The 22,405-nt window shown below is 30.9% G+C and carries 26 protein-coding genes; 12 read left to right on the forward strand and 14 right to left on the reverse strand.

Annotation, left to right across the window (positions count from 1 at the left end; translation table 11 throughout):
* Window positions 1-67: 67 nt before the first annotated feature.
* The 5 genes from CD135_RS01855 to CD135_RS01875 all read left to right on the forward strand — a co-directional run bounded on the left by CD135_RS01855 (window position 68) and on the right by CD135_RS01875 (window position 3,941).
* Window positions 68-760, forward strand: coding sequence for an HAD family hydrolase (locus CD135_RS01855; RefSeq protein WP_016999469.1), 693 nt, complete (start codon window positions 68-70; stop codon window positions 758-760).
* Window positions 761-762: 2 nt separating this feature from the next.
* A complete protein-coding gene (locus CD135_RS01860; RefSeq protein ID WP_103268683.1) occupies window positions 763-1,554 on the forward strand; it encodes an alpha/beta fold hydrolase in 792 nt (263 codons plus the stop codon).
* 111 nt (window positions 1,555-1,665) lie between these two features.
* Entirely contained in the window at window positions 1,666-2,193 is a 528-nt protein-coding gene (locus CD135_RS01865; RefSeq protein WP_103268684.1) for an SA0570 family protein, read from the forward strand.
* Window positions 2,194-2,298: 105 nt separating this feature from the next.
* Window positions 2,299-3,015: an MFS transporter gene (locus tag CD135_RS01870; RefSeq protein WP_016999472.1), complete on the forward strand. Its 717-nt coding sequence runs from the start codon at window positions 2,299-2,301 to the stop codon at window positions 3,013-3,015.
* 140 nt (window positions 3,016-3,155) lie between these two features.
* Window positions 3,156-3,941, forward strand: a complete 786-nt coding sequence (locus CD135_RS01875; protein ID WP_064204218.1) for an alpha/beta fold hydrolase — start codon at window positions 3,156-3,158, stop codon at window positions 3,939-3,941.
* Window positions 3,942-4,040: 99 nt separating this feature from the next.
* Here the strand turns inward: CD135_RS01875 and sarA are convergent, their stop codons facing one another.
* The 11 genes from sarA to CD135_RS01930 form a co-directional block, all read right to left on the reverse strand.
* Window positions 4,041-4,409: a global transcriptional regulator SarA gene (gene sarA / locus CD135_RS01880; protein WP_016999474.1), complete on the reverse strand. Its 369-nt coding sequence runs from the start codon at window positions 4,407-4,409 to the stop codon at window positions 4,041-4,043.
* A gap of 370 nt (window positions 4,410-4,779) precedes the next feature.
* Window positions 4,780-5,898, reverse strand: a complete 1,119-nt coding sequence (locus CD135_RS01885; protein ID WP_103268685.1) for a mannitol-1-phosphate 5-dehydrogenase — start codon at window positions 5,896-5,898, stop codon at window positions 4,780-4,782.
* Window positions 5,898-6,332, reverse strand: a complete 435-nt coding sequence (locus CD135_RS01890) for a PTS mannitol transporter subunit IIA (RefSeq protein ID WP_016999476.1) — start codon at window positions 6,330-6,332, stop codon at window positions 5,898-5,900. Before CD135_RS01890 ends, CD135_RS01885 begins: the two co-directional genes overlap by 1 nt.
* 6 nt (window positions 6,333-6,338) lie before the next feature.
* Entirely contained in the window at window positions 6,339-8,381 is a 2,043-nt protein-coding gene (locus CD135_RS01895) for a BglG family transcription antiterminator (protein ID WP_103268686.1), read from the reverse strand.
* Between the two features lie 24 nt (window positions 8,382-8,405).
* Window positions 8,406-9,920 (reverse strand): PTS mannitol transporter subunit IIBC, encoded by a 1,515-nt coding sequence (locus CD135_RS01900; protein ID WP_016999478.1) that lies wholly within the window; start codon window positions 9,918-9,920, stop codon window positions 8,406-8,408.
* Between the two features lie 336 nt (window positions 9,921-10,256).
* Window positions 10,257-11,036, reverse strand: coding sequence for a transporter substrate-binding domain-containing protein (locus tag CD135_RS01905; RefSeq protein ID WP_016999479.1), 780 nt, complete (start codon window positions 11,034-11,036; stop codon window positions 10,257-10,259).
* The gene (locus tag CD135_RS01910; RefSeq protein ID WP_103268687.1) at window positions 11,037-12,374 is read right to left on the reverse strand and encodes an MmgE/PrpD family protein; all 1,338 of its coding nucleotides are present in this window, start codon (window positions 12,372-12,374) and stop codon (window positions 11,037-11,039) included.
* Window positions 12,371-13,129, reverse strand: coding sequence for an amino acid ABC transporter ATP-binding protein (locus tag CD135_RS01915; protein ID WP_016999481.1), 759 nt, complete (start codon window positions 13,127-13,129; stop codon window positions 12,371-12,373). Before CD135_RS01915 ends, CD135_RS01910 begins: the two co-directional genes overlap by 4 nt.
* An 11-nt stretch (window positions 13,130-13,140) precedes the next feature.
* On the reverse strand, window positions 13,141-13,767 hold the full coding sequence (locus tag CD135_RS01920) for an amino acid ABC transporter permease (protein ID WP_050988897.1): 627 nt from the start codon (window positions 13,765-13,767) through the stop codon (window positions 13,141-13,143).
* Window positions 13,768-13,801: 34 nt separating this feature from the next.
* Window positions 13,802-14,371, reverse strand: coding sequence for a GNAT family N-acetyltransferase (locus CD135_RS01925; protein WP_103268688.1), 570 nt, complete (start codon window positions 14,369-14,371; stop codon window positions 13,802-13,804).
* A gap of 9 nt (window positions 14,372-14,380) precedes the next feature.
* A complete protein-coding gene (locus CD135_RS01930) occupies window positions 14,381-15,688 on the reverse strand; it encodes an LLM class flavin-dependent oxidoreductase (protein WP_372508397.1) in 1,308 nt (435 codons plus the stop codon).
* A 372-nt stretch (window positions 15,689-16,060) separates the two neighbouring features.
* On the opposite strand from CD135_RS01930, the gene CD135_RS01935 reads away from it, so the two are divergent.
* The 5 genes from CD135_RS01935 (at window position 16,061) to CD135_RS01955 (ending at window position 18,569) form a co-directional block, all read left to right on the forward strand.
* Window positions 16,061-16,393 (forward strand): YflT domain-containing protein, encoded by a 333-nt coding sequence (locus CD135_RS01935; RefSeq protein ID WP_016999485.1) that lies wholly within the window; start codon window positions 16,061-16,063, stop codon window positions 16,391-16,393.
* A 145-nt stretch (window positions 16,394-16,538) separates the two neighbouring features.
* Window positions 16,539-16,862, forward strand: coding sequence for a hypothetical protein (locus CD135_RS01940; protein WP_103268690.1), 324 nt, complete (start codon window positions 16,539-16,541; stop codon window positions 16,860-16,862).
* A gap of 13 nt (window positions 16,863-16,875) precedes the next feature.
* Window positions 16,876-17,061 carry a helix-turn-helix transcriptional regulator gene (locus CD135_RS01945; protein WP_016999487.1) on the forward strand — a complete coding sequence of 62 codons (186 nt, stop codon included), beginning with the start codon at window positions 16,876-16,878 and terminating at the stop codon, window positions 17,059-17,061.
* 21 nt (window positions 17,062-17,082) lie between these two features.
* Window positions 17,083-17,289: a hypothetical protein gene (locus tag CD135_RS01950; protein ID WP_016999488.1), complete on the forward strand. Its 207-nt coding sequence runs from the start codon at window positions 17,083-17,085 to the stop codon at window positions 17,287-17,289.
* 59 nt (window positions 17,290-17,348) lie between these two features.
* Window positions 17,349-18,569, forward strand: coding sequence for an MFS transporter (locus CD135_RS01955; RefSeq protein WP_103268691.1), 1,221 nt, complete (start codon window positions 17,349-17,351; stop codon window positions 18,567-18,569).
* Window positions 18,570-18,588: 19 nt separating this feature from the next.
* Here CD135_RS01955 and CD135_RS01960 read toward each other — a convergent pair whose 3' ends face one another.
* Window positions 18,589-18,900: a thioredoxin family protein gene (locus CD135_RS01960; protein WP_016999490.1), complete on the reverse strand. Its 312-nt coding sequence runs from the start codon at window positions 18,898-18,900 to the stop codon at window positions 18,589-18,591.
* Between the two features lie 68 nt (window positions 18,901-18,968).
* Here CD135_RS01960 and CD135_RS01965 point away from each other — a divergent pair, with 68 nt between their 5' ends.
* Window positions 18,969-19,166 carry a DUF6440 family protein gene (locus tag CD135_RS01965; RefSeq protein ID WP_103268692.1) on the forward strand — a complete coding sequence of 66 codons (198 nt, stop codon included), beginning with the start codon at window positions 18,969-18,971 and terminating at the stop codon, window positions 19,164-19,166.
* A gap of 435 nt (window positions 19,167-19,601) precedes the next feature.
* Window positions 19,602-21,104, forward strand: a complete 1,503-nt coding sequence (locus tag CD135_RS01975; protein ID WP_167543694.1) for a carboxylesterase/lipase family protein — start codon at window positions 19,602-19,604, stop codon at window positions 21,102-21,104.
* Between the two features lie 125 nt (window positions 21,105-21,229).
* Here CD135_RS01975 and CD135_RS01980 read toward each other — a convergent pair whose 3' ends face one another.
* Together CD135_RS01980 and CD135_RS01985 are read right to left on the reverse strand one after the other, a co-directional pair.
* The gene (locus CD135_RS01980; protein ID WP_103268694.1) at window positions 21,230-21,646 is read right to left on the reverse strand and encodes a DUF2188 domain-containing protein; all 417 of its coding nucleotides are present in this window, start codon (window positions 21,644-21,646) and stop codon (window positions 21,230-21,232) included.
* Between the two features lie 87 nt (window positions 21,647-21,733).
* Window positions 21,734-22,321, reverse strand: a complete 588-nt coding sequence (locus CD135_RS01985) for an undecaprenyl-diphosphatase (protein WP_103268695.1) — start codon at window positions 22,319-22,321, stop codon at window positions 21,734-21,736.
* Window positions 22,322-22,405: the final 84 nt, after the last annotated feature.

Raw genomic sequence — 22,405 nt, forward strand, 5'->3', positions numbered from 1 at the left:
AGCTATAAAATTGTTGTTGCTTTCTGAATAGAATAGTTTAAAATATTTCTATGAAAGGGATGATGACATGGATTCATGTGACATTCAAGCAATTATCTTTGATTTAGAAGATACGCTTGTAGATCGTGAAAAGTCACGATTAAAATTTTTGGAAGAACAATTTGAAAGATTTCATGAATTGATGGTTACAGTCCAAAGACGTGATTTTGAAAAGGTATATTTAACGTTAAATCCCTACGGTTTAGAGGATATAGAATGGGTTTATCAAGAACTCGTTAAGAGATTAAACATTGAAAAAATTACTTGGAAGATGTTTTATAATGACTATAAAATGCATTATTATAGATACCACTTTCCGTTTTACGATACATTGTTTACTTTAGATAAATTGGAAAGTATGGGATATAAACTAGGTGTTATTGCAAATGGTGAAAGCGAGAAAGTTACACATGTAATCAACGCTATTGGTATAGACCCATACATCGACTATATTTCAATTTCAGAAGATGTAGGTGCGATGAAACCCGATCCTATTATTTTCGAAGATAATATGAAACATTTAGGTGTTAAGCCAGAACAAGTATTATATGTTGGTGATTGTCCAATCAATGATATTGCTCCCGCTTATGCGATGGGGATGAAAAATGCTTGGGTTGCTAATTCGGTATTAGGAACACCTGAAGAAAATGAATTAGATTATACAATTGAAAATTTAAGTGATTTAATAGAGATATGTAAACAAATTCAAAGAGGTGAATAATCATGAATTTATTCTTAACTAAAGAGAATGTAGCAATACATTATGAAACAAAAGGAAAAGGTTTCCCGATAATCTTATTGCACGGTGTTTTTCAAAATATGGAAGTATTTGCACCTCTTATCAAAAATTTGAGTAAACAGTATCAAGTGATATCTATAGATATGAGAGGGCATGGTTTAAGCGATGCACCATTTGATAGTAGAGTTGATGATTACGTTTCAGATATCCAGCAATTACTAAATGGATTATTTATTAATCGAGCTTTTGTTATTGGTTTAGAACTAGGTTCAACTGTAGCACTAGGGCTTGCTTATAAAAGTCCAAATTTAGTAGAAGGTTTAATATTGATTAATCCTACAGATAATCATAAAACTTTCCCGGAAAACCGTATTTACGATAGACATGCAGATGAAATAAGAACAATGAATGATGAAGAAAAAGAAAAATATTTAATGAAATTTAGATACAAAAACATTAAAAAAGCTAAAAAGTTTGTAAAATCGCATATACCTTCTCATGCATTACAAACAATGGAAGAAGAAATCACAATAAAACGTTCATTCAAAGATTTTGATATTCTTGCTTTATTACATGAAATTAAAGTGAAAACACTTGTCATTTCAGGAAAGTATGATGGAAAAATCCTATATAGTGAAGGTCAAAAAATAAGCGAACTGCTACCAAATAGTGAATTTGTATTATTTGAGCAGTCTGGAGAACTACCATTTGTTGAAGAAAAAGAGAAATTTATTAGTGAAATGAATGAATTTTTAAGTGGAATTCCTCAAAATTAATCGTTTTGTTACATGATTGTAATAAAAGTAGTCAAATTGTAATGACTATGTTATAATAATCGCAGGTTGGATGCATAATCAAAAAGACAGATAAATGGAGGAGAACCTCATATGAAAAAATGTCTCTTAACTATTGCGATGTTACTTATGGTTTTACCATTTTCACCGTTTACTGAGGCACAAGCAGCAAATGATACCCACTTAGATATAAATGAGAAGAATATAGAATCATATAAAGAGGGTACTCAAGCCATTGAGAATATTAAAATTGGAGATAAAGTTTCAAAAATTAAAAACAAGTATCCTAATTTAATGTACTCATACTCTGATGACAGTAATGAAAAAGAAAACTATTATGAATTTGACACAAAAAATGGTCATATGATTATTACAGGAACAGGCAAAGGTCAGAATGAATCAGTTAAACGTATTACAATGATTTATGATCAACAGACTAATGTAGATTTAAATCAGTTAGTAGACCTTTTAGGTGAAGATACTACTAAACGTGTACAAAATAATAAATATACTGGCGGTTATGCTTACGTGAATAATGATAAAGCGCATTTCCAACTATCGAAAGCTACACCAGACAGTAAAGATTATAAAGTGTATCGTATTGATTTAGGCCAATATTAAATAGCTTGATAGCTCAATAGCTTAAACGAATCTCCCATTATTGTAATATACATATTGCATAATGGGGGATTAATTTATACAATATGAGAATAAGGTGGTGTGTTAATGCGTCCTAACAATACAGTATTACTTGAAAATGTGAATGATTATTTACAACATGTAGGTGTATTGCCTGAGCGAATAGACAAAGTTCAGCATTCATTAAAGAAAGATATGAAAAAATCAGACGAAAAAGAAGTTGATTATGCTGAATACAGACATAAATCACACGCTGAAATTCTTCAAATTATACAACGAAATTTAGCAATTGTTAGCTATAACCCTATTCTTTTTTATACATTAAATTTCTTATTATTTGCATATTTACTTGATAAGAAATTGGTTTTATTTAGTGCTGTGACAGGATTATATGTATTATATGTAATTTTTATATTAACAACATCACTAGGTGTATATTTAACAATAAAACGGAACAGTTATTTGTATCCCAATAGAAAATTGATGATTACCAATATTACTGTTTTTGGTATAGGCCTTATCCTTTGTGTATTAAAAATCTTTAATTTGAACTTAGGCATTTATGTTTTGCCGTTAGTCATTTTCCAAGCGATATTCGTAATAGGCCTTATGTTGTTAATTCTCGCGATTTTCCTACGTAAATTAGAAGTTGCTGCAATGGGATTTATTGTTTTACAAAAAACAATCTCATCTGTGACAACTAATGAAACGATAATTATGAGCGTGACTATTGCTAGTTGGGCAATTATATTGATGATTATTTTATTCTTCGTAATGAGATATTCGACAAGAAGATACGTTTAACTAAATAATATTAAAATCAGGCTGAGACATTTATTTTATGTCTCAGCCTGATTCATTTTCATTTTATTAAATTAAATATATAAAAGTGTGAAATTGTGTTAATCGGGTATATTATTACTGTAAAGTTGGGAGGATTACTTATGGGTAAACTAATAACAAGGGATGGTACTCAAATCGCTTTTGAGAAAAATGGAAACGGGACTCCATTAATTATGTTGCATGCATTGAGTATGAATTTAGCAGCATTTCATTCTACAGTCGAACAGTTAAAAAACGATTTTAAAATATATTCAATTGATTCCAGAGGACATGGAAAATCAGATAAACCAACAGAAATTTCAATACAAGAACATATCAATGACATCATTGATTTAATGGATGCTGAAGGCATTGAATCAGCATATATTGTAGGTCACGATATGGGTGGTGTAATCGCTCAAGAATTGACGATACAACAACCCAAACGTGTTAAGAAACTTATCTTAATATCATCTATTTCTAATAAAGGAAAACAGCCTCTCATTAAATTAATTGCAAAACATAGAGATAAAGTTGCCGGCTTTAGTAAAGAAGAAGCAATGTTAATTTTGTTTAATGAAATTTTTTATAACACTGATACAACGTTCAAATGGTACCAAGAAGTGAAAAAATATTATCGAATGACAGAAGAACAAGATGCTATATCAGTGCGAACAATTAATGGTATTAATATTGAGTCAGATGATATTAAAGTCCCAACACTTATAATAAAAGGGAAACATGATCCATTCTTAGATGAAGATGAAACAAATCATATTAAAAATGCACATACAGAACTCTTTGAAAATTCAGGACATGCACCTTTTATCGAAGAAAGTGAAAAATTTAAAAAAGTAGTTACTAAATTTTTAAAACAATGCACTTCTATGAAACAATCAATATCATAAGTATTATGTCTTAATAAATTTATACAATAAAAAGGTACACCAAATAATTTTGGTGTACCTTTTTATTTGTATCAAGAATATTTAATGCTTGATGCAAAATTAATCATTTATATCAGTATTAGCTATTTCTTTATCGATTTTTGCGATGACGTCAGCTATAGATTTGCGTTGTTTTTTATTAACTAAAATTAATACAGTACGTTCGTCATATTCATTTCTTCTCTTAGTGAAATAGTCTTGTTGTGATAAGTTTTTTACAGCTTTAACAATTTGCGGTTGTTTATAGTTGAGTTTATTAATGATTTTCTTTAAATGATATTCTTCTTCATCCGTGTCATTAATGTAAGTAAGTACAGCAAACTCTTCGAAGCTTAGTGAAAAATCTTTTTTAATGATTGACTTTAATTTGTCCACATACGTTACAAGCGATAATAAATCCGAACAATTTTCTATTTTAGAAATTGCCATTTTGAATCCCCCTAGATAATGGTTTTTTAAATTTTGAAGAAACACAAAGTAATACAACCCCTTGTATCATTCAATAAAAAGCTTTTTGTATTTCAAAACTATGATTTTAGTTAATCAATTATTTTCTTATTTTAGCTCAAATATAGCTATATGTAAACTAATAAGAGTAGGATTTAATTAAATATTAATACAAATAATATAAATGTCACAAATGAAAGTCACACATAATATAATGTTAAGAAATTTAAGTGTGCAAAAAATATTAATTCTTCTAATAAAATAAATAAAACATAACGAAATGATGAGATATTAATTGTATTATTTATAGAATGAAAAGAAAAAGCCGTATATTTATACGGCTTTTCAAAAACTACTTTTCAATTTCTGTGTATTGTATGATGACTTCTTCAATTGTTTCAGCATTTAACTCTGCATATTTTTGTAAGAATTCTGCCACACTATGTTCTTTGATATAAGTGTCTTTTTCGACAGTTTCTTTGTCATTTACATCTTTGTATTCTAGTAAATAACAAACAGCTTTAACAAGTTCAGAATGCTTTTTATTTCTTTTTGCTAATTCGATTAAAGGTTTAACGATTCGATCATTTGGTCCAACTTTACGTAGTACACCTCTACCAACTCTTGTAACATCATCTGATAGGTAAGGATTATTAAAGCGACCAATTATTTTTTCAACATAATAAGCTTGATCTTCTTTAGTGAATTCATCAAATGTTGATATGAGGTACTCACTTGTTTCGTTAAGTACTTCATGTAAACCGGCTTTAATTTCTTTATCTTGAATGGCTTCAAGAATTGTATTGTAACCTTTGTATTGTCCATAATACGCTAAGTAAGCATGACCAGTGTTTACTGTCATTAATTTTCTTTCGATATATGGCGTTAAATCATCAACGTAATGTACATCTTCTAATTGTGTTCCTTGCCATTTTGACGCTTCGACAACCCATTCAAAGAATGGTTCCACTAATACGTCTAATGAACCTTCTTTTTGACCTTGAGGAACAATACGGTCGACTGCTGAATTTGGGAATGAAATATCTTCTGATAGTGGACCAGTTATATTTAATATTGCTTCTTTCAACTGATCTGTAGCCATGATTGCATTCTCACAAGCAACGATATTAAGTTTTTTACCAGGTTCGCGTTCTGTTAAAAAGTTTGCAAAAGATTTAGCAATGATAGGTAAAATATTTACACCTACAGCTGTTGTAATAACATCTGCTTCAAGGATTGCTGCTTTTAAATCTTCTGTATTTGAAATGCTATTAATACCTTTGACGCCTGAAACAGGTTCTTTAGTATTTTCTTCATTAGCTATAATGACGTTATAAGCTTGTTCTTCGTTAATTTGATTGATAACATCCGCGTTTACGTCTACGAAAGTAACTTCGTAACCATTATCACTTAAAACTTTGCCAATGAAACCACGGCCGATATTACCGGCTCCAAAATGAATGGCTTTCATTAAAGCTCAACCTCCTCAAAGACTGCAAGAATTTCTTCTTTTGTTTGAGCATTTATAACTTTTTCAACGTTTTCTTCTTCACTAAATGTAATTGCGATTTGTGAAAGGATGTCTAAATGTTCGCCATCTTTACCAGCAATGCCTACAATAACTTTAGCTTCGTTACCGTCCCAATCAACGCCTTCTGGGATGTGTAGTAAAACTAACCCTGATTTTAATACTTCGTTTTTAGCTTCGTCTGTGCCATGTGGAATAGCTAAGAAATTACCCATATAAGTTGTTACAATTTGTTCACGTTCTTTCATAGCAGTGATGTATTTCTCTGTTACTGCTCCATCTTCTACTAATACTTGTCCTGCTTTTTCGATTGCTTCTTCTTGTGAATTTACTGATAAGTTCATAATAATGTTTTCTGGATTAAATAATTGTGTCATGATAAGTCACTCCGTTTTCGTTAATTTTTGTTTTAGTTTATTTAAGAAAAATGATTTAAGTGTATTTTCTATTAATACACGATCGTTTAATAGATGATTAATGTCATCTAAATGTTCTGTAATTAAAGATGATACTTCGCTCATTAGTTGTCCTTGTTCTGAATTAGCCGGTATAAACATTGAAACTAACCAATTAACCTCTTGCTCTTTATTTTCTATCGTCTTTAAGCTTAATGGTTTTATTAATTCTGTAATAATGAGCTGAGGTTTCTTTATTGATTCGTCTGATAGGTGAGGTATTGCTACTGGATACCCTGTAAGTGCAAATCCTTGTAACGCTGTTCTTTGTTCAAACTTTTCAATAAAATCATTACTATTTTCAAGGACGTGGTGTTTTGTCAGTGTTTGTACTAGATATCGAGTAAGATTGGTTACTTTTCTTTGTTCGAAAATCATGTTTTGAATCAAAGTTAAACTATCTTCTATAAAGTTGACTGTTTGATCATAATCTTTATGTGATAGCTGAGACTTTTCACCTACATCATCTTTTAATGCGTAATGTATATTTTGTTGTAAATCTAGGAAGTATTTAACACTTTCGGCATCTTGTTCAGGTAATAATGGATTAACTGTAATATGTGGATATTTCGTATCTAAAGAAACTGTTGAAATCATACCGTCATATTTAGAGTAATCAATAGATTTTAAATCACTTACTGAAACTTCTGTTGTCTCTGCTATTTCAGAAAAATGTTGTTTCAATCGATTAGATAAGATTCTACTTGTACCTATACCACTACTACAGACGACTAACACATGAAGTGAAGGACTTTGTTTTTCATTGAGCATGCCACCAAAGTGTAATGCAATATAAGCAATTTCACTTTTAGGAAAATGATAATCACTGAGTACAATCTTTAAACCTGACGAAACAGCTTCAAAAAGTTCTTTATCATAAGTTTCAATCATTTCGGTAAGCGGATTGTAGGTTTCAATGTTTGCTTCAAGTCTATTAATAGCTGGTTCTAAATGTAAATTTAAACCATTGAATAAAGACGTTTCATCTTTAAAAGAGAAACCGCGTGATTTTACAAAATCAATTAATCTAGTTACATGTTGTTCGTGAATCTCGCTATTTTCATAAGTTGTTTCATGACGTCTTCTTGCGCCTCTTAAATGCATCGTAATAAAAGCAATTTCTGAACTGTTAAAAGTCACATCGTAAATGTCACTTAATACATTAGTTAAGCGAGTTGAAACTTTGAACTCTTCAGTTGAAATCAATTCGTTTAAAATATCGTTTTCAATTTCAACATGACCATCTTGTTTAATGCGTTCTATAGATAAAACGATATGGATAGTTAATGTTAAATAACTAGCTTCCGTTAACGTATAGGGTAGAACACCGAGTTCGTCCATTAGGAGTCTCTCAACGTTAAACAATCTATCTATATCTACGATGCCTTGTAAATGCGTTTCGTTTAAAGAGTGATAGACGAAGTGGTCTTCAACAACAGAATATACACTATCACTATCTAATTTTTCTAACATGATACGAGCTAAGAGTTGTCGCTTGTTAACTTCTTCACCAATTAACAATAAACCTTCGCCACGTTTTCTTTCTATAGATAAATCAAAAAGTGTTAATTCAGGTTCTAACTGTTCTAAAATTTTATTTAAAGTTCGTGTGGATGCACCAATTTCATTAGCCAAACTATAAAGTTTAACTGGATCTTTAGACTGTATTAAATTGTATAGAATAATTACTTTTCTTTCTTCATCTGACAAATCGATTGTATCTTGCTCATTTAGTGCTTGCATAAATTGATCTATATCATCGGGGTCGCCCTCAATGCGTAAACCTAATTTAGGCACTCTAGATAAAGATAAATGATAATTTTCTAAAGTCTTTTCTACTCTTTTCATTTCTCTATGAACAGTTCTTGAAGAAATACCTAGAGTTTGGGCAATGTCATGAATCGTTAAAAAAGAGTGAAGGCGTTCAGATAGTAACTTGAGAACACTTTTTTCCCGATTACTTATCATCATTAACCTTCACTCCTTTGTTTAAAATTATTTTTTTAATTCATTGATAAGTTCTTCATATCTTGGAGAATTCAAGAAATTATCTACTGAAATATGAATTGCTTTAGGATTTTTCTTAATCGCTCTATCTGTTAGCGTTTTTTGAGTAATAACAACATCTGCGTCGTCAGGTAATTGGTTGATTGCAGTATTTGTAACTTCAATATCTGATAGGTCAGCTTTTTTGAATTTATTTCTTAACATACCTGCACCCATTGCACTTGAGCCCATACCAGCATCACAAGCGAATATCACTTTTTGAACGTTAGAGAAATCGTGAGCATCTATGTTTTCAGTATCGTATTTATCTAATAATTCTTCAGATTCATCTTTTTCTTCTTCATTTTCAGAAGTTGCTTCAGCTTCTGTTCCTGTGTTATCAGCTGTTAAAGCACTGCTTACTGAAGATTTTTTCCCTTTGCGAGCTTCCATATCTGCAGTTGCAGATTCTAAGTCGCCTTCAGGGTCTTTAGTGAATTTCAAGATAATCGATGCGACGATAAATGAAACGAGTGTAGCAAGAAATATGCCTAGTAACATGACTAAATAACTGCCTTTAGGTGTGATTGCGAAGTATGCAATTATAGAACCTGGAGAGGCAGGTCCTGTCGTACCAAAGCCGAACATACTAAATGTTGCAACACCTGTCATACCACCAAGTACAGCAGCTACTAATAATAAAGGACGCATTAATACGTATGGGAAGTAAATTTCGTGAATACCACCTAAGAAGTGGATAATACCAGCACCATATGAAGTTGCTTTAGCTGTTCCTTTACCGAATACCATGTAAGCAAGTAATATACCAAAACCTGGACCAGGGTTAGATTCTAAAGTATACAAAATAGATTTACCAGCTGCTGAAACTTGTTCAGAAGCTAACGGTGTTAACACACCATGGTTAATCGCATTATTTAAGAATACTGTCTTGGCAGGTTCGATGATGATACTTACTAAAGGTAGTAAGTGATGAGATACTAAGAAATCAACGCCCATACCAAGTAATTTCATTAAACCTTCAACTAATGGCGCTAATCCTTTGAAACCGACAATTGCCATTAAGAATGCTAGAATACCAGCTGAGAAGTTGTTAAATAACATTTCAAAGCCTTGAGGTGTTCTTGGTACTAAGAAATCATCAACTTTCTTCATTAACCAACCAAGAAGCGGTCCCATAATCATTGCACCAATTAACATTGGTGTGTCTGGGAATGCAGCAATAACACCCATTGTAGCAGTGGCACCAACGACACCACCACGTAAACCGTGTACTAAACGACCACCACTAAATGCTATAAGTAATGGTATTAAATATTTGATCATTGGATCTACCATAGTTGCAAGTTCTTCGTTAGGTAACCAACCATCTTCAATAAATAGTGCAGTTATAAGCCCCCAAGCAATAAAAGCACCAATATTAGGCATAATCATACTACTTAAAAATGAACCAAAGGCTTGGACTTTCGGACCTATACCCTTTTTCTTTTCAGTTTGTTCTGCCATGTAAAACACACCTTCCTTTACGTAAAAGTATTTGTACCTTTATCTTACGGAGAAGCGAGTCTATATACAATGAATACTAAATGTAACTTTGTCACATCAACTCTGCCATGTATGACAAAGCAGAGCAAAATAAAAGTACAGATGTGAAAATAAAACTTTTGTATAATTATACCCTTATATAGGTGTGATTACTAATAAAAGCCTTGGAGATGAATTTACGGTTCGATAAAAAGGAATTATCGAACCGCAAATGCGAAATACAGGTCGATAAAAATAAATTATCGAACCGCAAATACAAAATACAGGCCGATAATTTTATCGGCCTGTATTTAATTATTATTTTTTAGTTGTTGTATCTGTGCCAAAATATTTATCAGATAAATCGGCTAGTGTACCGTCTTCTTTGAGCTTTTTAAGTTCTTTATTTAGTTCATCGCGCAAGTCTTTATTTTCTTTTGTGAATGGGAAACTTGTGCCAACAACATTAAATGGTTTACCTACGAACTTAATATCTTTTCCACGTTTGTTTTTGTCTGCAGATAATACTGAGTCTGAGTTTACGTAACCGTCTATTCTTCTATTCTCTAAGTCGAGTAGGGCGCCTTCACGATTTTCATATGTTTTTGTTTTGATGCCATATTTATTTTCTTTATTAAAGTTTTCAAGTGCTTCTGTGTGATTTGATCCTAATATACCTGATACTGTTTTTCCTTTTAAGTCTTCATAGTTATTAATATCTTTATTTTTAGATGAAGTCACAATTTGACTGCCGATATATGAATACGGATCAGAGAATAAATATTTTTCTTTGCGCTCATCAGTAGTTGCAACAGCATTAGCAACTGTATCTACTCTTCCTGATTCCAATTGACCCATAATGCCTGAAAAATCAGCTTTTACCCATTTAACTTTATATCCTGCTTCATGTGCAACTTTTTCGAAAGCTTCTATATCATAACCTACTAATTTACCGTCTTTTTCATAAGAATTTGGGTAACTTTGTCCTGTTGTACCTGCAACAATGGTACCTTTATCTTTACCGGATTTACTTGAATCATTTGAACAACCGGCTAGTATAATTAAACCAATGATTAATAAAGTGAATATTTTTTTCATTCAGCAAACTCCTTTGTGTATAAATTGGTGTAAAGCGTCAGTGTTTATAATTTGGTAAAACTGTTTGATATTCTCCCAATGTATGGGAGAAGAATGTTTTAACTTATTTAAATGTTCTTCTGGAGCTAATGGGTTATATGGACTGCCCTTAGGTGTATCTATTCTTTTCTTATAAATAGTCCCATCATTCATTTTGATTTTTACAATTGTAAATCGATTTTTGGGTAATGCAAATTTATTGGGAACAATTGTGTCATCATACAGTCTATGTACCTTAGCCATTAATTCATGTATTTCTGACTGAATAGGATTGTTTAAGAATTGTTCAGGGTTTAAATGCTTGCCTAATAGTAATAAGGAGGACACATATTCTGCACTAAAAGCTCCTTCTTGACCAGTTGTTGGATGAGTGTATTTAAGTGCTGCATCTCCATTTGAAGGGAAAATAATATCAATTGTTTCAATTTTATCTATAGGAATGACATTAGTTGCTTTAATACTATTAATAGCATCGATCAAATGATAATTAGCAGAGCAACATGGATAGAGTTTAAACCATAAACCAGGATTTGTTATTGACCATTTTTTTCCGAATTTTTCTATTAGTGTTTCAGGCATGTGTTGTGAATTTCCAAAAGTATCGTAAAAATCATCTAGCATATTTTGGTTACCTTTTAAAATTTGTTTCTGTGCCACTCTTGTTGACCAGTAGGCTTTTTGTGCAGCTAGTCCAATATGTAATGCTTTAATATCTGAACCGAATTGCCCACGTAACCCACTAGCTTGAGTAACAGCTATACCGATTGCATTTGCAAAATCATTAGTATCCAAGTTTAGATAATAACTACAAGCTACAGTAGCACTTATTAAACCAATTGTAGAACTAGCATGCCAACCATTTTCATAATGCTCAGAACCTATTGTTTCTCCTATTTGTGTCGCCATTTCAACACCTATAATATAACTATCGATAAAATGATTAAAAGTTTGGTTATTGTGTTCTGATATTGATAGTAAGCTAGGTAAAATAATTGCGCTAGGGTGCCCCCTCATACTTGAATGTACATCATCAAAATCTAGAATATGTGCAATAAATCCATTTATTAGCGCTGCATTAGAAGAGGTTACTTCACCTTCGTAGCCTATGATTGAGGATTTCCCTTTACCATCTTCATTAATAGCAAATTGTATAAGTGAGTGAACTGCTTCTTTATTTTGTGCAGCAAAACAAGTCGAAATAAAATCTAGAATGCCTGTTAATCCATTATCGCGATCTTTGGGCGTAATATATTGAGAACGATTGTATATCGTATTGATGAGTTGTTTAGTCTTTGTCATTGAATAACCTCTTCATCATTAAGAGTATCTACTTTTTTAATGAAAGACTGGGTACGATTGTGAGAAGATGGGTCGAAAATTTCTTCTGTCGTACCACTTTCAACTATTTCGCCATCTTCCATAAACACTATTTTATCGGCAACATCTTTAGCAAATGACATTTCATGAGTGACGAGTATCATTGTTTTCTTCATAGATGCAACGTCTTTTATAATTTTTAATACGCCTGATACTAGCTCTGGATCTAACGCTGAAGTGGGTTCATCGAATAATAATAATTGTGGATTCATAGCCAGTGCACGAGCAATACCTACACGTTGTTGTTGGCCCCCTGATAATGTGGCAGGATATTTATCTTTGAATTTTAATAAACCAACTTGTTCTAAGTATTTTTCTCCAATTTGAATTGCTTCTGGTTTAGATATTTTTTGAGTGGTAACCAATCCTTGTGTAACATTTTCTAATACTGATTTATTTTTGAATAGGTTATAATGCTGAAACACCATTGTTGATTTTTGAATGAGTTGTTGTATTTGTTTTTTCTTATAACTTTCAGCATTTATTGAAACATCGTCAATTGATATAGTACCTGCATCTGGTGTTTCTAACCAATTAAGACATCGTAATAAAGTTGACTTTCCTGATCCAGAAGGTCCGATAATTGCCAAAACTTCCCCTTTGTTTAACTCAATATCTATACCTTTTAAAACAGTTGTTTTGTTGAAAGATTTCTTGATTCCTTCGATTTTAATCATAGAACCTTCACCTAACTTTCATATGGTTTGTTTAATTTTTTCTCTAATAGACTTTGTAGATACGTATATATAATAGTAATCAACCAATAAACAATAGCAACCGCTAAGAATGTTTCTAAATATTTATACGAAGCGGACGATAATAATTTACTTTTCGCAAAAATTTCAGTTACTCCTAGTGTAAATACGAGTGATGTTTCTTTAATTAAGCCAATAAAAATGTTACCTGATGCTGGTATAGCGTTTCGTGTAGCTTGAGGTAATACAATTTTTATATAAGTTTGTGTTTTACTAAGGCCAATTGAATGAGCGGCTTCGAATTGTCCTTTATCAACTGAAGTAATTGCAGCTCTAAAGATTTCAGCTAAATAAGCAGCATTTTTAATACTAAGGCCAATTATTGCGGCAGTTAAAGCATCAATTACACGCATCCCGGGTATAAGTTGTGGTAATCCATAATAAATTAAAAATAGTTGTACTAAACTTGGTATAGATCTAAAGAATGATATATACACAATGGCTATTTCTTTCAATACAGGAATTTTTGCGCGTAATATTAGCGCAATGATTAAACCGCCAATTATAGATAGAATTAATGAAACAATAGCTAACATTAAAGTTATAGGTAAGTAAGGCATAAGCTTTGGAAATGTTTCAAAAAAATATATTGGGTCAAAGTTCAATTGTTTCACCTTCTTCAAATTTGACTTGAGTAAACTTTTTCTTTAATTCTTGTTCACCTTTGAATTTCTGTTTATTTAATATTTTTATAAAATATTGTGTAATGTGCCCTTTTTTTAAATCCTGTTTCCCGAATTTTTGATAACCTTTATTTAAATACATATTACTTAGCCAAGGATGGTTAGAAGCTGTACCTAAAGTTACAGCAGGTGAGTTTAATTCGTTGAGTAAAATGTTTTGTTCTACATATGTTAATAATTTTGAGCCAAAATGTTTGTTTTTATATTTAGGTGAAGTAGCAAACCACCAAATGTGTGGAAAGTAATAAGGTCCAGGATTATTACTCCATGGCATGCGTAATGAAATCGTACTCACTATTTCATTGTTTATTTCTAATACATAACATAAGTTTTCTTCTAAATTTTTAGTTATAGATTCTATTGTAGGATTTGCAGATTGAAAATTAATACCTAAAGTGCGTATAGGTTCATATGCAAGAAACATAAGTTCTTTTAATGCCTTAGTATCTTTTTTGTTTGCTCTTCTAATAGTTTGTTCCATATTGCACCTCTATTCATTATTCAATCCCAGTTTTTCTCTTAAAGTTCCCTTGTTATAAGATGTTTTGTATAATCCTCTTTTTTGCAAAATTGGTATAACTTTTTCAATAAATAACTCAAATTGAGAGGGTAATATAGGAGGCATAATATTGAAACCATCTGCTCCAGATGAGTTAAACCATTTCTCCATCTTATCGGCTAGTTGATTAGGTGTTCCCACAAATATATGGTGACCTCTAGAACCAGCAACTTTTTTATAAACTTCTTCTAGCGTTAAGTCTTTAGCAATTGCTTCTTTATGAATGACTTCAAAACGACTTTGTACACCATCACCAACTGTTAAATCTAATTCACTAAATTTTTTGTCTAACGGGTATTGAGATAAATCAATATTCCCTACATAAGGTGATAATATATTTAATCCTACGTGAGGCAAAATTAAGTCTTGAATTTCTTGATAATTTTGTTCAGCTTCTTCGACTGTTTCACCTAAAATCGGGAACAAACCAGGCATGATAAAAATGTCATTTGGATTTCTGTTTTCATTAATCGCTTTATTTTTCAACTTTTGGTAAAAGTCTTTTGCATCGGTTAATTGGCTTTGTGCAGTGAATATAACATCAGCTACTTTTGCTGCTAAATCAGTTCCAGTAGGTGATGATCCTGCCTGAATTAATAATGGTCTTCCTTGAGGTGAACGTTCAATATTTAATGGTCCTCTTACTTTAAAATGTTTACCTACATAGTTAATAGTGTGCAGTTTTTTACCATCAATAAATTCTCCTGTTTCTTTATTTCTAATAAGTGTATCTTTTTCCCATGAATTCCAAAGTTTATTTGTTACATCAACAAATTCGTTGGCACGTTCATATCGTAATTCATGCTCCATTAACTTAGTTCCATTGAAATTTTCTGCGGTAGATGGAATGGAAGAAGTGACGATATTCCATGCTGCTCTCCCATTACTTATGTGATCTAAAGAACTAAATTGACGTGCGATATGAAAAGGTTCGCTATATGTAGTAGAAGCTGTAGCAGCTAATCCTATATTAGTGGTATGTGTTGATAATACTGATAATAAAGTTAGAGGTTCAAAGCGACTCAAGATATTTGGATGTGAACTCTCAGAGACAAATAAGCTATCAGCAAGAAAAACTAAATCAAATAAGCCTTTCTCTGCTAGTTGAGCCGTACGAATTAAATGATTTAAATCCATAGGTCCTTGTTCATTAACATTTTCGTGGCGCCAACTTGCCACATGATGACCATACCCCGCTAAAAAAAGTCCAAGTTTGATGTGTGTATTCTTAGTCATAATATCCTCCTAAACATTCTAATCCGATAGTTTTAATATGCATTAAAGATTACCACTTTAAATAAGCTAGTGTCAACGCAATTCTGATAAGTATATTCGGGATTAAAAGGTGGAAAAATAGAGTAGTATTATAAGAATAATTAAAATATTAAATTAACCTTATCAAATAAAGTTTTTTTAGTAAAAAGATGAATAGATACAATGTCGAAATTTAATAAGAATAAATAAAGTCATAAAATATATACAAGAAGTTTTATTTACTTTTGAATTTTAACAACAAAAAATCGTTGAATAGGAAATATATGCCAAAATGATGTTTGAACAATTCTTCAGTGGGAATACTAATAATATAATATAGAAATGGATGCTTTATTCATGACAGTAGTAAAAACTTATAATAATGACGAAGCGTTACAGAACGACATTAACAAACTAAAAGATGTGAATATTGATCCGTCAAATGTTTTTGTATTATCACACGATGATGATCGTACGGCACGTATTGTAGAACACACAGATTATTCTGGTATTGACTACAATAACAAAGACTTAGGTCAAAAATTCGACAAGCAAGGTGACGAATTAAGAGCTAAATTACAAGAGCTTGGATTATCAAAAGAACAAGCGGAAGAAAACGAAGAAAAAATGGACGAAGGTAAAGTATTTCTAATTGTCAAAGATGACAAAGCAAAAGAAGTATTAGGATAATTAGCAAAACCTCTCATATAGCAAAAGCCTATCTCAATTTGAGATAGGCTTTTTTAAATTATAAATGTCAAAAGTATTTGACATTTATCTCTGAAATGTTATCATAAAAATGTAAAATACTTTTGACATTAAGGAGTAGTAATTTATGAATGTACTGAAGTGGATAGCTTTTATTATTATCACATTTGTGATGTGGCAATTTTATTTTAAATTTATTACGATTGATACTAAAGAATTTAGTAGAGAAAAAAGATTAGACGAACGAGCACTAAGAATGAGATTAGAAGTATTATCAAGAACATTTGGATTCATGTTTCTTATCATTATGTCCTACATTGCCTTAAAAATATCAGGGCTTAAAGGTGATGGTAATAATGTATTTACGGAAAATCTTGAAATAGTATTTTTAGTTGTATTACTTGTTAACTATTGTATAAATGTAATAATGGTAAATAAAAAGTACAATTGAAAGCGGGAAAATAATGAAAAATAGAATTAGGGAATATCGTAAAAAATTAGGGATTTCACAGGATACATTAAGTAAAAATGTAAAAGTAACAAGACAAACAATAAATGCGATAGAAAACGATAAATACGATCCTACATTAGCTTTGGCATTCAAATTGGCTAAAGAATTTAATGTAACAGTAGATGAATTGTTTTCATAAATAGCTTTAGGAGGAATCAAATTGAAAAAGCAAGACGAAATGGAGAAACAGCATTTTTATATCGCTTCAAAATGGACAACAGCATATTTTTTAATTGTGCTAGTGATATACAATTTATATACAAAATTCACAACAGGGGAATTTGATGTCGTGTGGCTAATTCTATTAATAGGGCTTATTTTATTCACAAGTATTCTAACTTTTTATAAATATAAAACGAAGATATAATATAGCACCTTTAGTGTATTATGTGTATAATGTATAAAAACTTAAAGTGGTGATTTTTCTTGAAGAAAAACTTCTTATTCATAATTTTATTTACTTTTTTCAGTATTATAGGAAGTAAATTATTTACTTTCGCTTTATCTTTTCACGTCTTAAATATTACTGGAAGTGTTCAAAGTTTCTCGAATATCATCATTATTTATTCTGTTGTTTTTATATTGGGTAGTACACTTATGGGTTATTACATAGATAAAATTAATAAAAAACTTTTTATTATATCAATGCAGTGTATTTCAGTAATCTCAATTATTGGAATATATATAATTCCTAATAGTCTTAATCAACTTATATACATATATATCATTGTTACCATACTTACAATCACAGATATAGCGGTAACTTTGGCTTTTAATAGTGGACTTCTAACTTTAGTAAGTGAAGAATATTTAGATAAGACCGTTTCGTATAGAAATGTCATACAAAATATTATACAAATTGGCGCACCAGTATTAGGCGGTATTATTTATGCATATTTTGATATAAAAACTTTTACGATTATTATGCTGATAACTGAATTAATTTCTTTATTGTTCGTATTATTTATTAGCTTTAATAAACTAAATGTTGAAAATGAAATAGAAGAAATGAAAGATACATTTTTTAATAGTTATAAGACAGTTTTTAATTTTTTAAAGATGAAAAAAGATTTATTTATAATTATTTTATCAGGGGCTATTATTAATTTTATGTTTGGGTTTATAACAGTTGGCATACCCGGGAGTTTTGTTACTTTATTTAATATGAATTCTAAACAACTAGGGTTAATTGAGACTGCTATGCCAATAGCAGGAATTATATTTGGAGTTGTGTATCCTCGAATTAAAAATAAAGGATCATTAATATTTAATATGCAATGCGCAATGATAATACTAGCTTTAGGTCTTCTTATATTATGTACGCCTTTAACAATAGGTTTAACTAGCCAGTTTGTAGTCATTATTTATTTTGTAAGCATGTTTATTATGGGTATAGGAATCATATTGAGTAATATCCCAATCAATATTTATGTTCAAAAAAATGTACCCGAAAATATTAAAGGAAAATATCTTGCTTTGCATCAAACAATGTCTCAAATTATGATGCCTGCAGGAATTTTAATATCGGGTATATTATTTGATATTCATAATTATTTTTATTTAATATCATTCTTGCTTACGACGTTATTAAGCATAGCAATAGCTTTTTCATACCAATATTTAAAAAGATATGATGGTGCAGTTTAGAACACTAAAAACTTATGTTTTATCCTACTACTTGTTCTATGCGATAACGTAGTTCATTAAAGTCTAAAATACGTGCTTGTCTATGAACTTCTTTTTCGTTATAAAAAAGCATAACAACAGGAGACGTGAACAAATTCAATTGTCCTACTGCTTCTGGTACGTCATTTGCCACAATTTCATAAGCGGGTATATTATATTCATTTACTATATCTTGAACGATAGGGTGGTCTGCTTTACATACAGAGCAGTTTTCACTTGATACATAAATTAATACAAAATCATTCGAATGAATGATAGTGTTGAATTCATCGAAATTTTGAATGATTTCCATATTATCACCTTCTGATTTGATTATAATAACAAGTATTGTAACATGATATATGATAAGGAGTGGAAAATATGTTTGGTAAAACAAATAATCCCAAAAAGGATAAAAGATTTTACATAAAATCTAATGAAAATTTAGGTACGTTAGGTAAAGTAATTGTGTTAGTTGACAGTGAAACAGGCGTGAATTATTTACAGTTTGCTAACGCAGGAAACTCAATTACACCATTGTTAGATGAAAACAGAAAAGTGATCGTTGATAAAGTTTAAAATATATCATAAATTGGCACCTTTATATTGGCTATATTGAAACTATAACAGGTCTCATATATGAAGAAAGGAGATCAAATATGTTTATAGCATTTATAATATTAATTATTTTGACCTTCTTGATGCTTCTATATTCCTTAGCGATTCTTATGGGAAAAGATAGCGATGTGTACTCGATGTTATCTAAAGAAGAGAAAAATCTTTCTGAAAAAAAGAAGATGATTATTTATTTTGTTAGTGTCGCATTGTTATTTGGATGCTTGTTATATTTCTTTTATTTTTTCACTTAAATAATTGAGTGATGATTGTTTTAAAGGTTCCAAAAATTGAATGAATATAAAAAAAGAGCGACTTAATGGTAACTATTAAAAAGTGGGTAATCCTATAATAATAGGTAGATTAGGAATGTTATTATATGATTCGGAAGTGATATGTTTGAATAATAATCTTTTAATTAATACTAAATATGGCAAGGTACAAGGATTTCAAGAAAATAATATAAATAAATGGTATGGTATTCCTTTCGCTAAACCACCGATTCACGAATTGAGATTTAAAAGAGCTCAATCCCCTGAACCTTGGCAAGGAACTAAAGAGTGTACAAAGATGGGTAATCGTCCATATCAATTTACTGATGAAAAAATTTTGAAAAAGATGGGTCTAGCCAATGAAAATATTCGTTCAAGTGAAGATTGTTTAAATTTAAATATATGGGCGCCTAAAAGTACTAAAAAAGCGCCAGTTTTTGTATGGATTTATGGTGGAGGTAATCATATTGGAGAAGCATCTTCACCAGCTTATTCATTAGAAAGTTTTGCTGAACAAGGTGTTATTGGTGTTTCATTTAACTATCGTCTTGGTCCTCTAGGATTTTACAATTTTTCGAAATTAGATAGTAGTTTTGATTCAAACTGTGCGGTGTCGGATATGATATTGGCGATGCAGTGGATTAAAAATAACATTGAAAACTTTGGTGGAGATTCTAATAATATAACTATTGCAGGTGAGTCTGCCGGAGGTACAGCTGTTTATTCATTACTAGCAGCACCTAAAGCTAAAGGAACTTTTCAGAAAGCTATAGCAATGAGCGGACTATCTGGTAATATTACAACTCAAAAAACGCATGATTTAAATAATGAAATATTCTTTGATAAATTAGGATTAGATTCGCAAGATATTTATAAATTAAAGGAAATGCCAGTTGAAAATATGATTAATCCATCCAAAGCTGTGTTTGAAGAAAGTTGCTCTGTAAATCCAGGTATTTTTGTGACAGGTCCAGTCATAGATGATTTAATACCTAAAAAACCATGGGATGCTTTGAATGAAGGTATAAATAAAGATGTTAAATGTATGTTTGGTACATGTCGTGATGAGGGGACACTTTTTTATTCTATGCACGCAATCCCTAAAAGTTGGAGCGAAGTAAGTACGATGTTATCTAGGAATAATCGATTAGATAAATATCCATATTTTAAAGAATTGTATGGGAATCAATCTGAGAAAAAAGCAATGTTTGAAATAGGGAGAGACCGTTTGTTTTGGGCGAACACAATTAAATGTGCTATAGCTCAAAGCAATTACAATGATGTTTATATGTATCGTTTTGATTATTCAAATCCTCTAAAAGAAATGATTGGTCTAGGTGCACATCACGGCGCAGATGTAAGTCCAGCTTTAAATACACAAATTAGTAATAAAAATCGTATTCTTAATACTGTTAAGAACAGAGGTTTAAAAAAAGTTAGAAATGTATTACATGGTTCATTTGTAAACTTTGCAATTAGTGGTAACCCTAATGGAGGATTACCTTTAAAATGGCCGAAATATACAAATGATACTCAATCGACGTATATTATTAACACAAAATGTTCAGTATTAAATAATCCTAATTCTAATTATTTTGCAATTTGGGATGATTTAAAACTATATGAGTAATTATTGGCAGTAGATGACTAGGTATGAAAAAAGCTTATTATAAGGGCATATTCATACCAGTCAGCTACTGCCATTATAATAAAAGAGGCTGAGACATGTATTTATGTCCCAGCCTCTTTTTGTGTTTAATTTTCATTCTTTTTATGTTCTATAATCTGTGTTCCACGGTTAGATGTGATGTTTCTTGCTCTTTTCAGTGCATCTTCTTTTTTATCAAAGGAGTCACTGGCTTGCTTAGCGCCGTCTGTTTTAATCTTCCATTTATCATCTTCATAATAAACGTGGACATCTCGATCATTTAATTCAGGGTTTGATGACTCGTCTTCTTCGTGCTTAGTAATTTTTTTGTTTTTGAGTTCATCGAGTTCTTTTTTAGATGCATCTTTATACCATGATTCCGCTTGTTCGGTTGCGATAGGAATTGTATCTTCTTCTTTATAACCATCTTTAAGCATAGCGTTACCGATATCAATTGCTTTTTTTCGTTTTAATTTTTCGAAGTTTTTCCAACTTTGCGGATAATCGTCCATCGTCCAAGGCATATACAATTCATCCTTTCATAATATCTATACATATCAATACCACTTTATAGAAAAATGAAACAATGGTAACTCTCATATAGAATTTAACTACTTGGATACTTTGGAGAGGACGTAATCTTCGCCTTGTTCATAGATGTCTATTAGCTTTTTAATGACATTTAATTGAGGGATGATCCAATAACAAAGTGCAGCGCCTATTATACCTAATATTGCTCCGACTAATATATCTGCAGGATAATGAACGCCTACCCAGATGCGTGAAAAACTTACTAGAATAGCTATTGCTAACCATACGTATCTTAAATTCTTTTTGAAAAGTAAAAAGGTAATACATATCGAGAAAAATTCTATTGCATGGTCACTCGGAAATGAGTTATCAATCGCATGACCAATAAGTTGATTAACATTGTTTAACTCAACAAATGGCTGATTGTTGGAATGAATCGCTCCCGCTATAGCTCCAAATACTTCCGCGATCACAAAAGCAAACATACTGCTAATAATCATAATCCTATTTTCCCGTTTTCTAGTAAACCAATACATGATGATCCCGAAAAGTAAAAAGTATTTCATATACTTAGCAAAAAATATCATTATTGGATTTAAAAATATTATTTCTTTTCCTAAATCATTAAACATTCTAAATAGTTCAATGTTTATTTCCGATAAATTCATAAAACCATTCCTTCAATACTATAATTTTAATTTTAAAGTTTAATATAGTTAATCTCTGACTATACCAAAGTGAAGCAACAAGAT

The organism is Mammaliicoccus lentus, assembly GCF_002902755.1.
GTDB lineage: Bacteria > Bacillota > Bacilli > Staphylococcales > Staphylococcaceae > Mammaliicoccus > Mammaliicoccus lentus.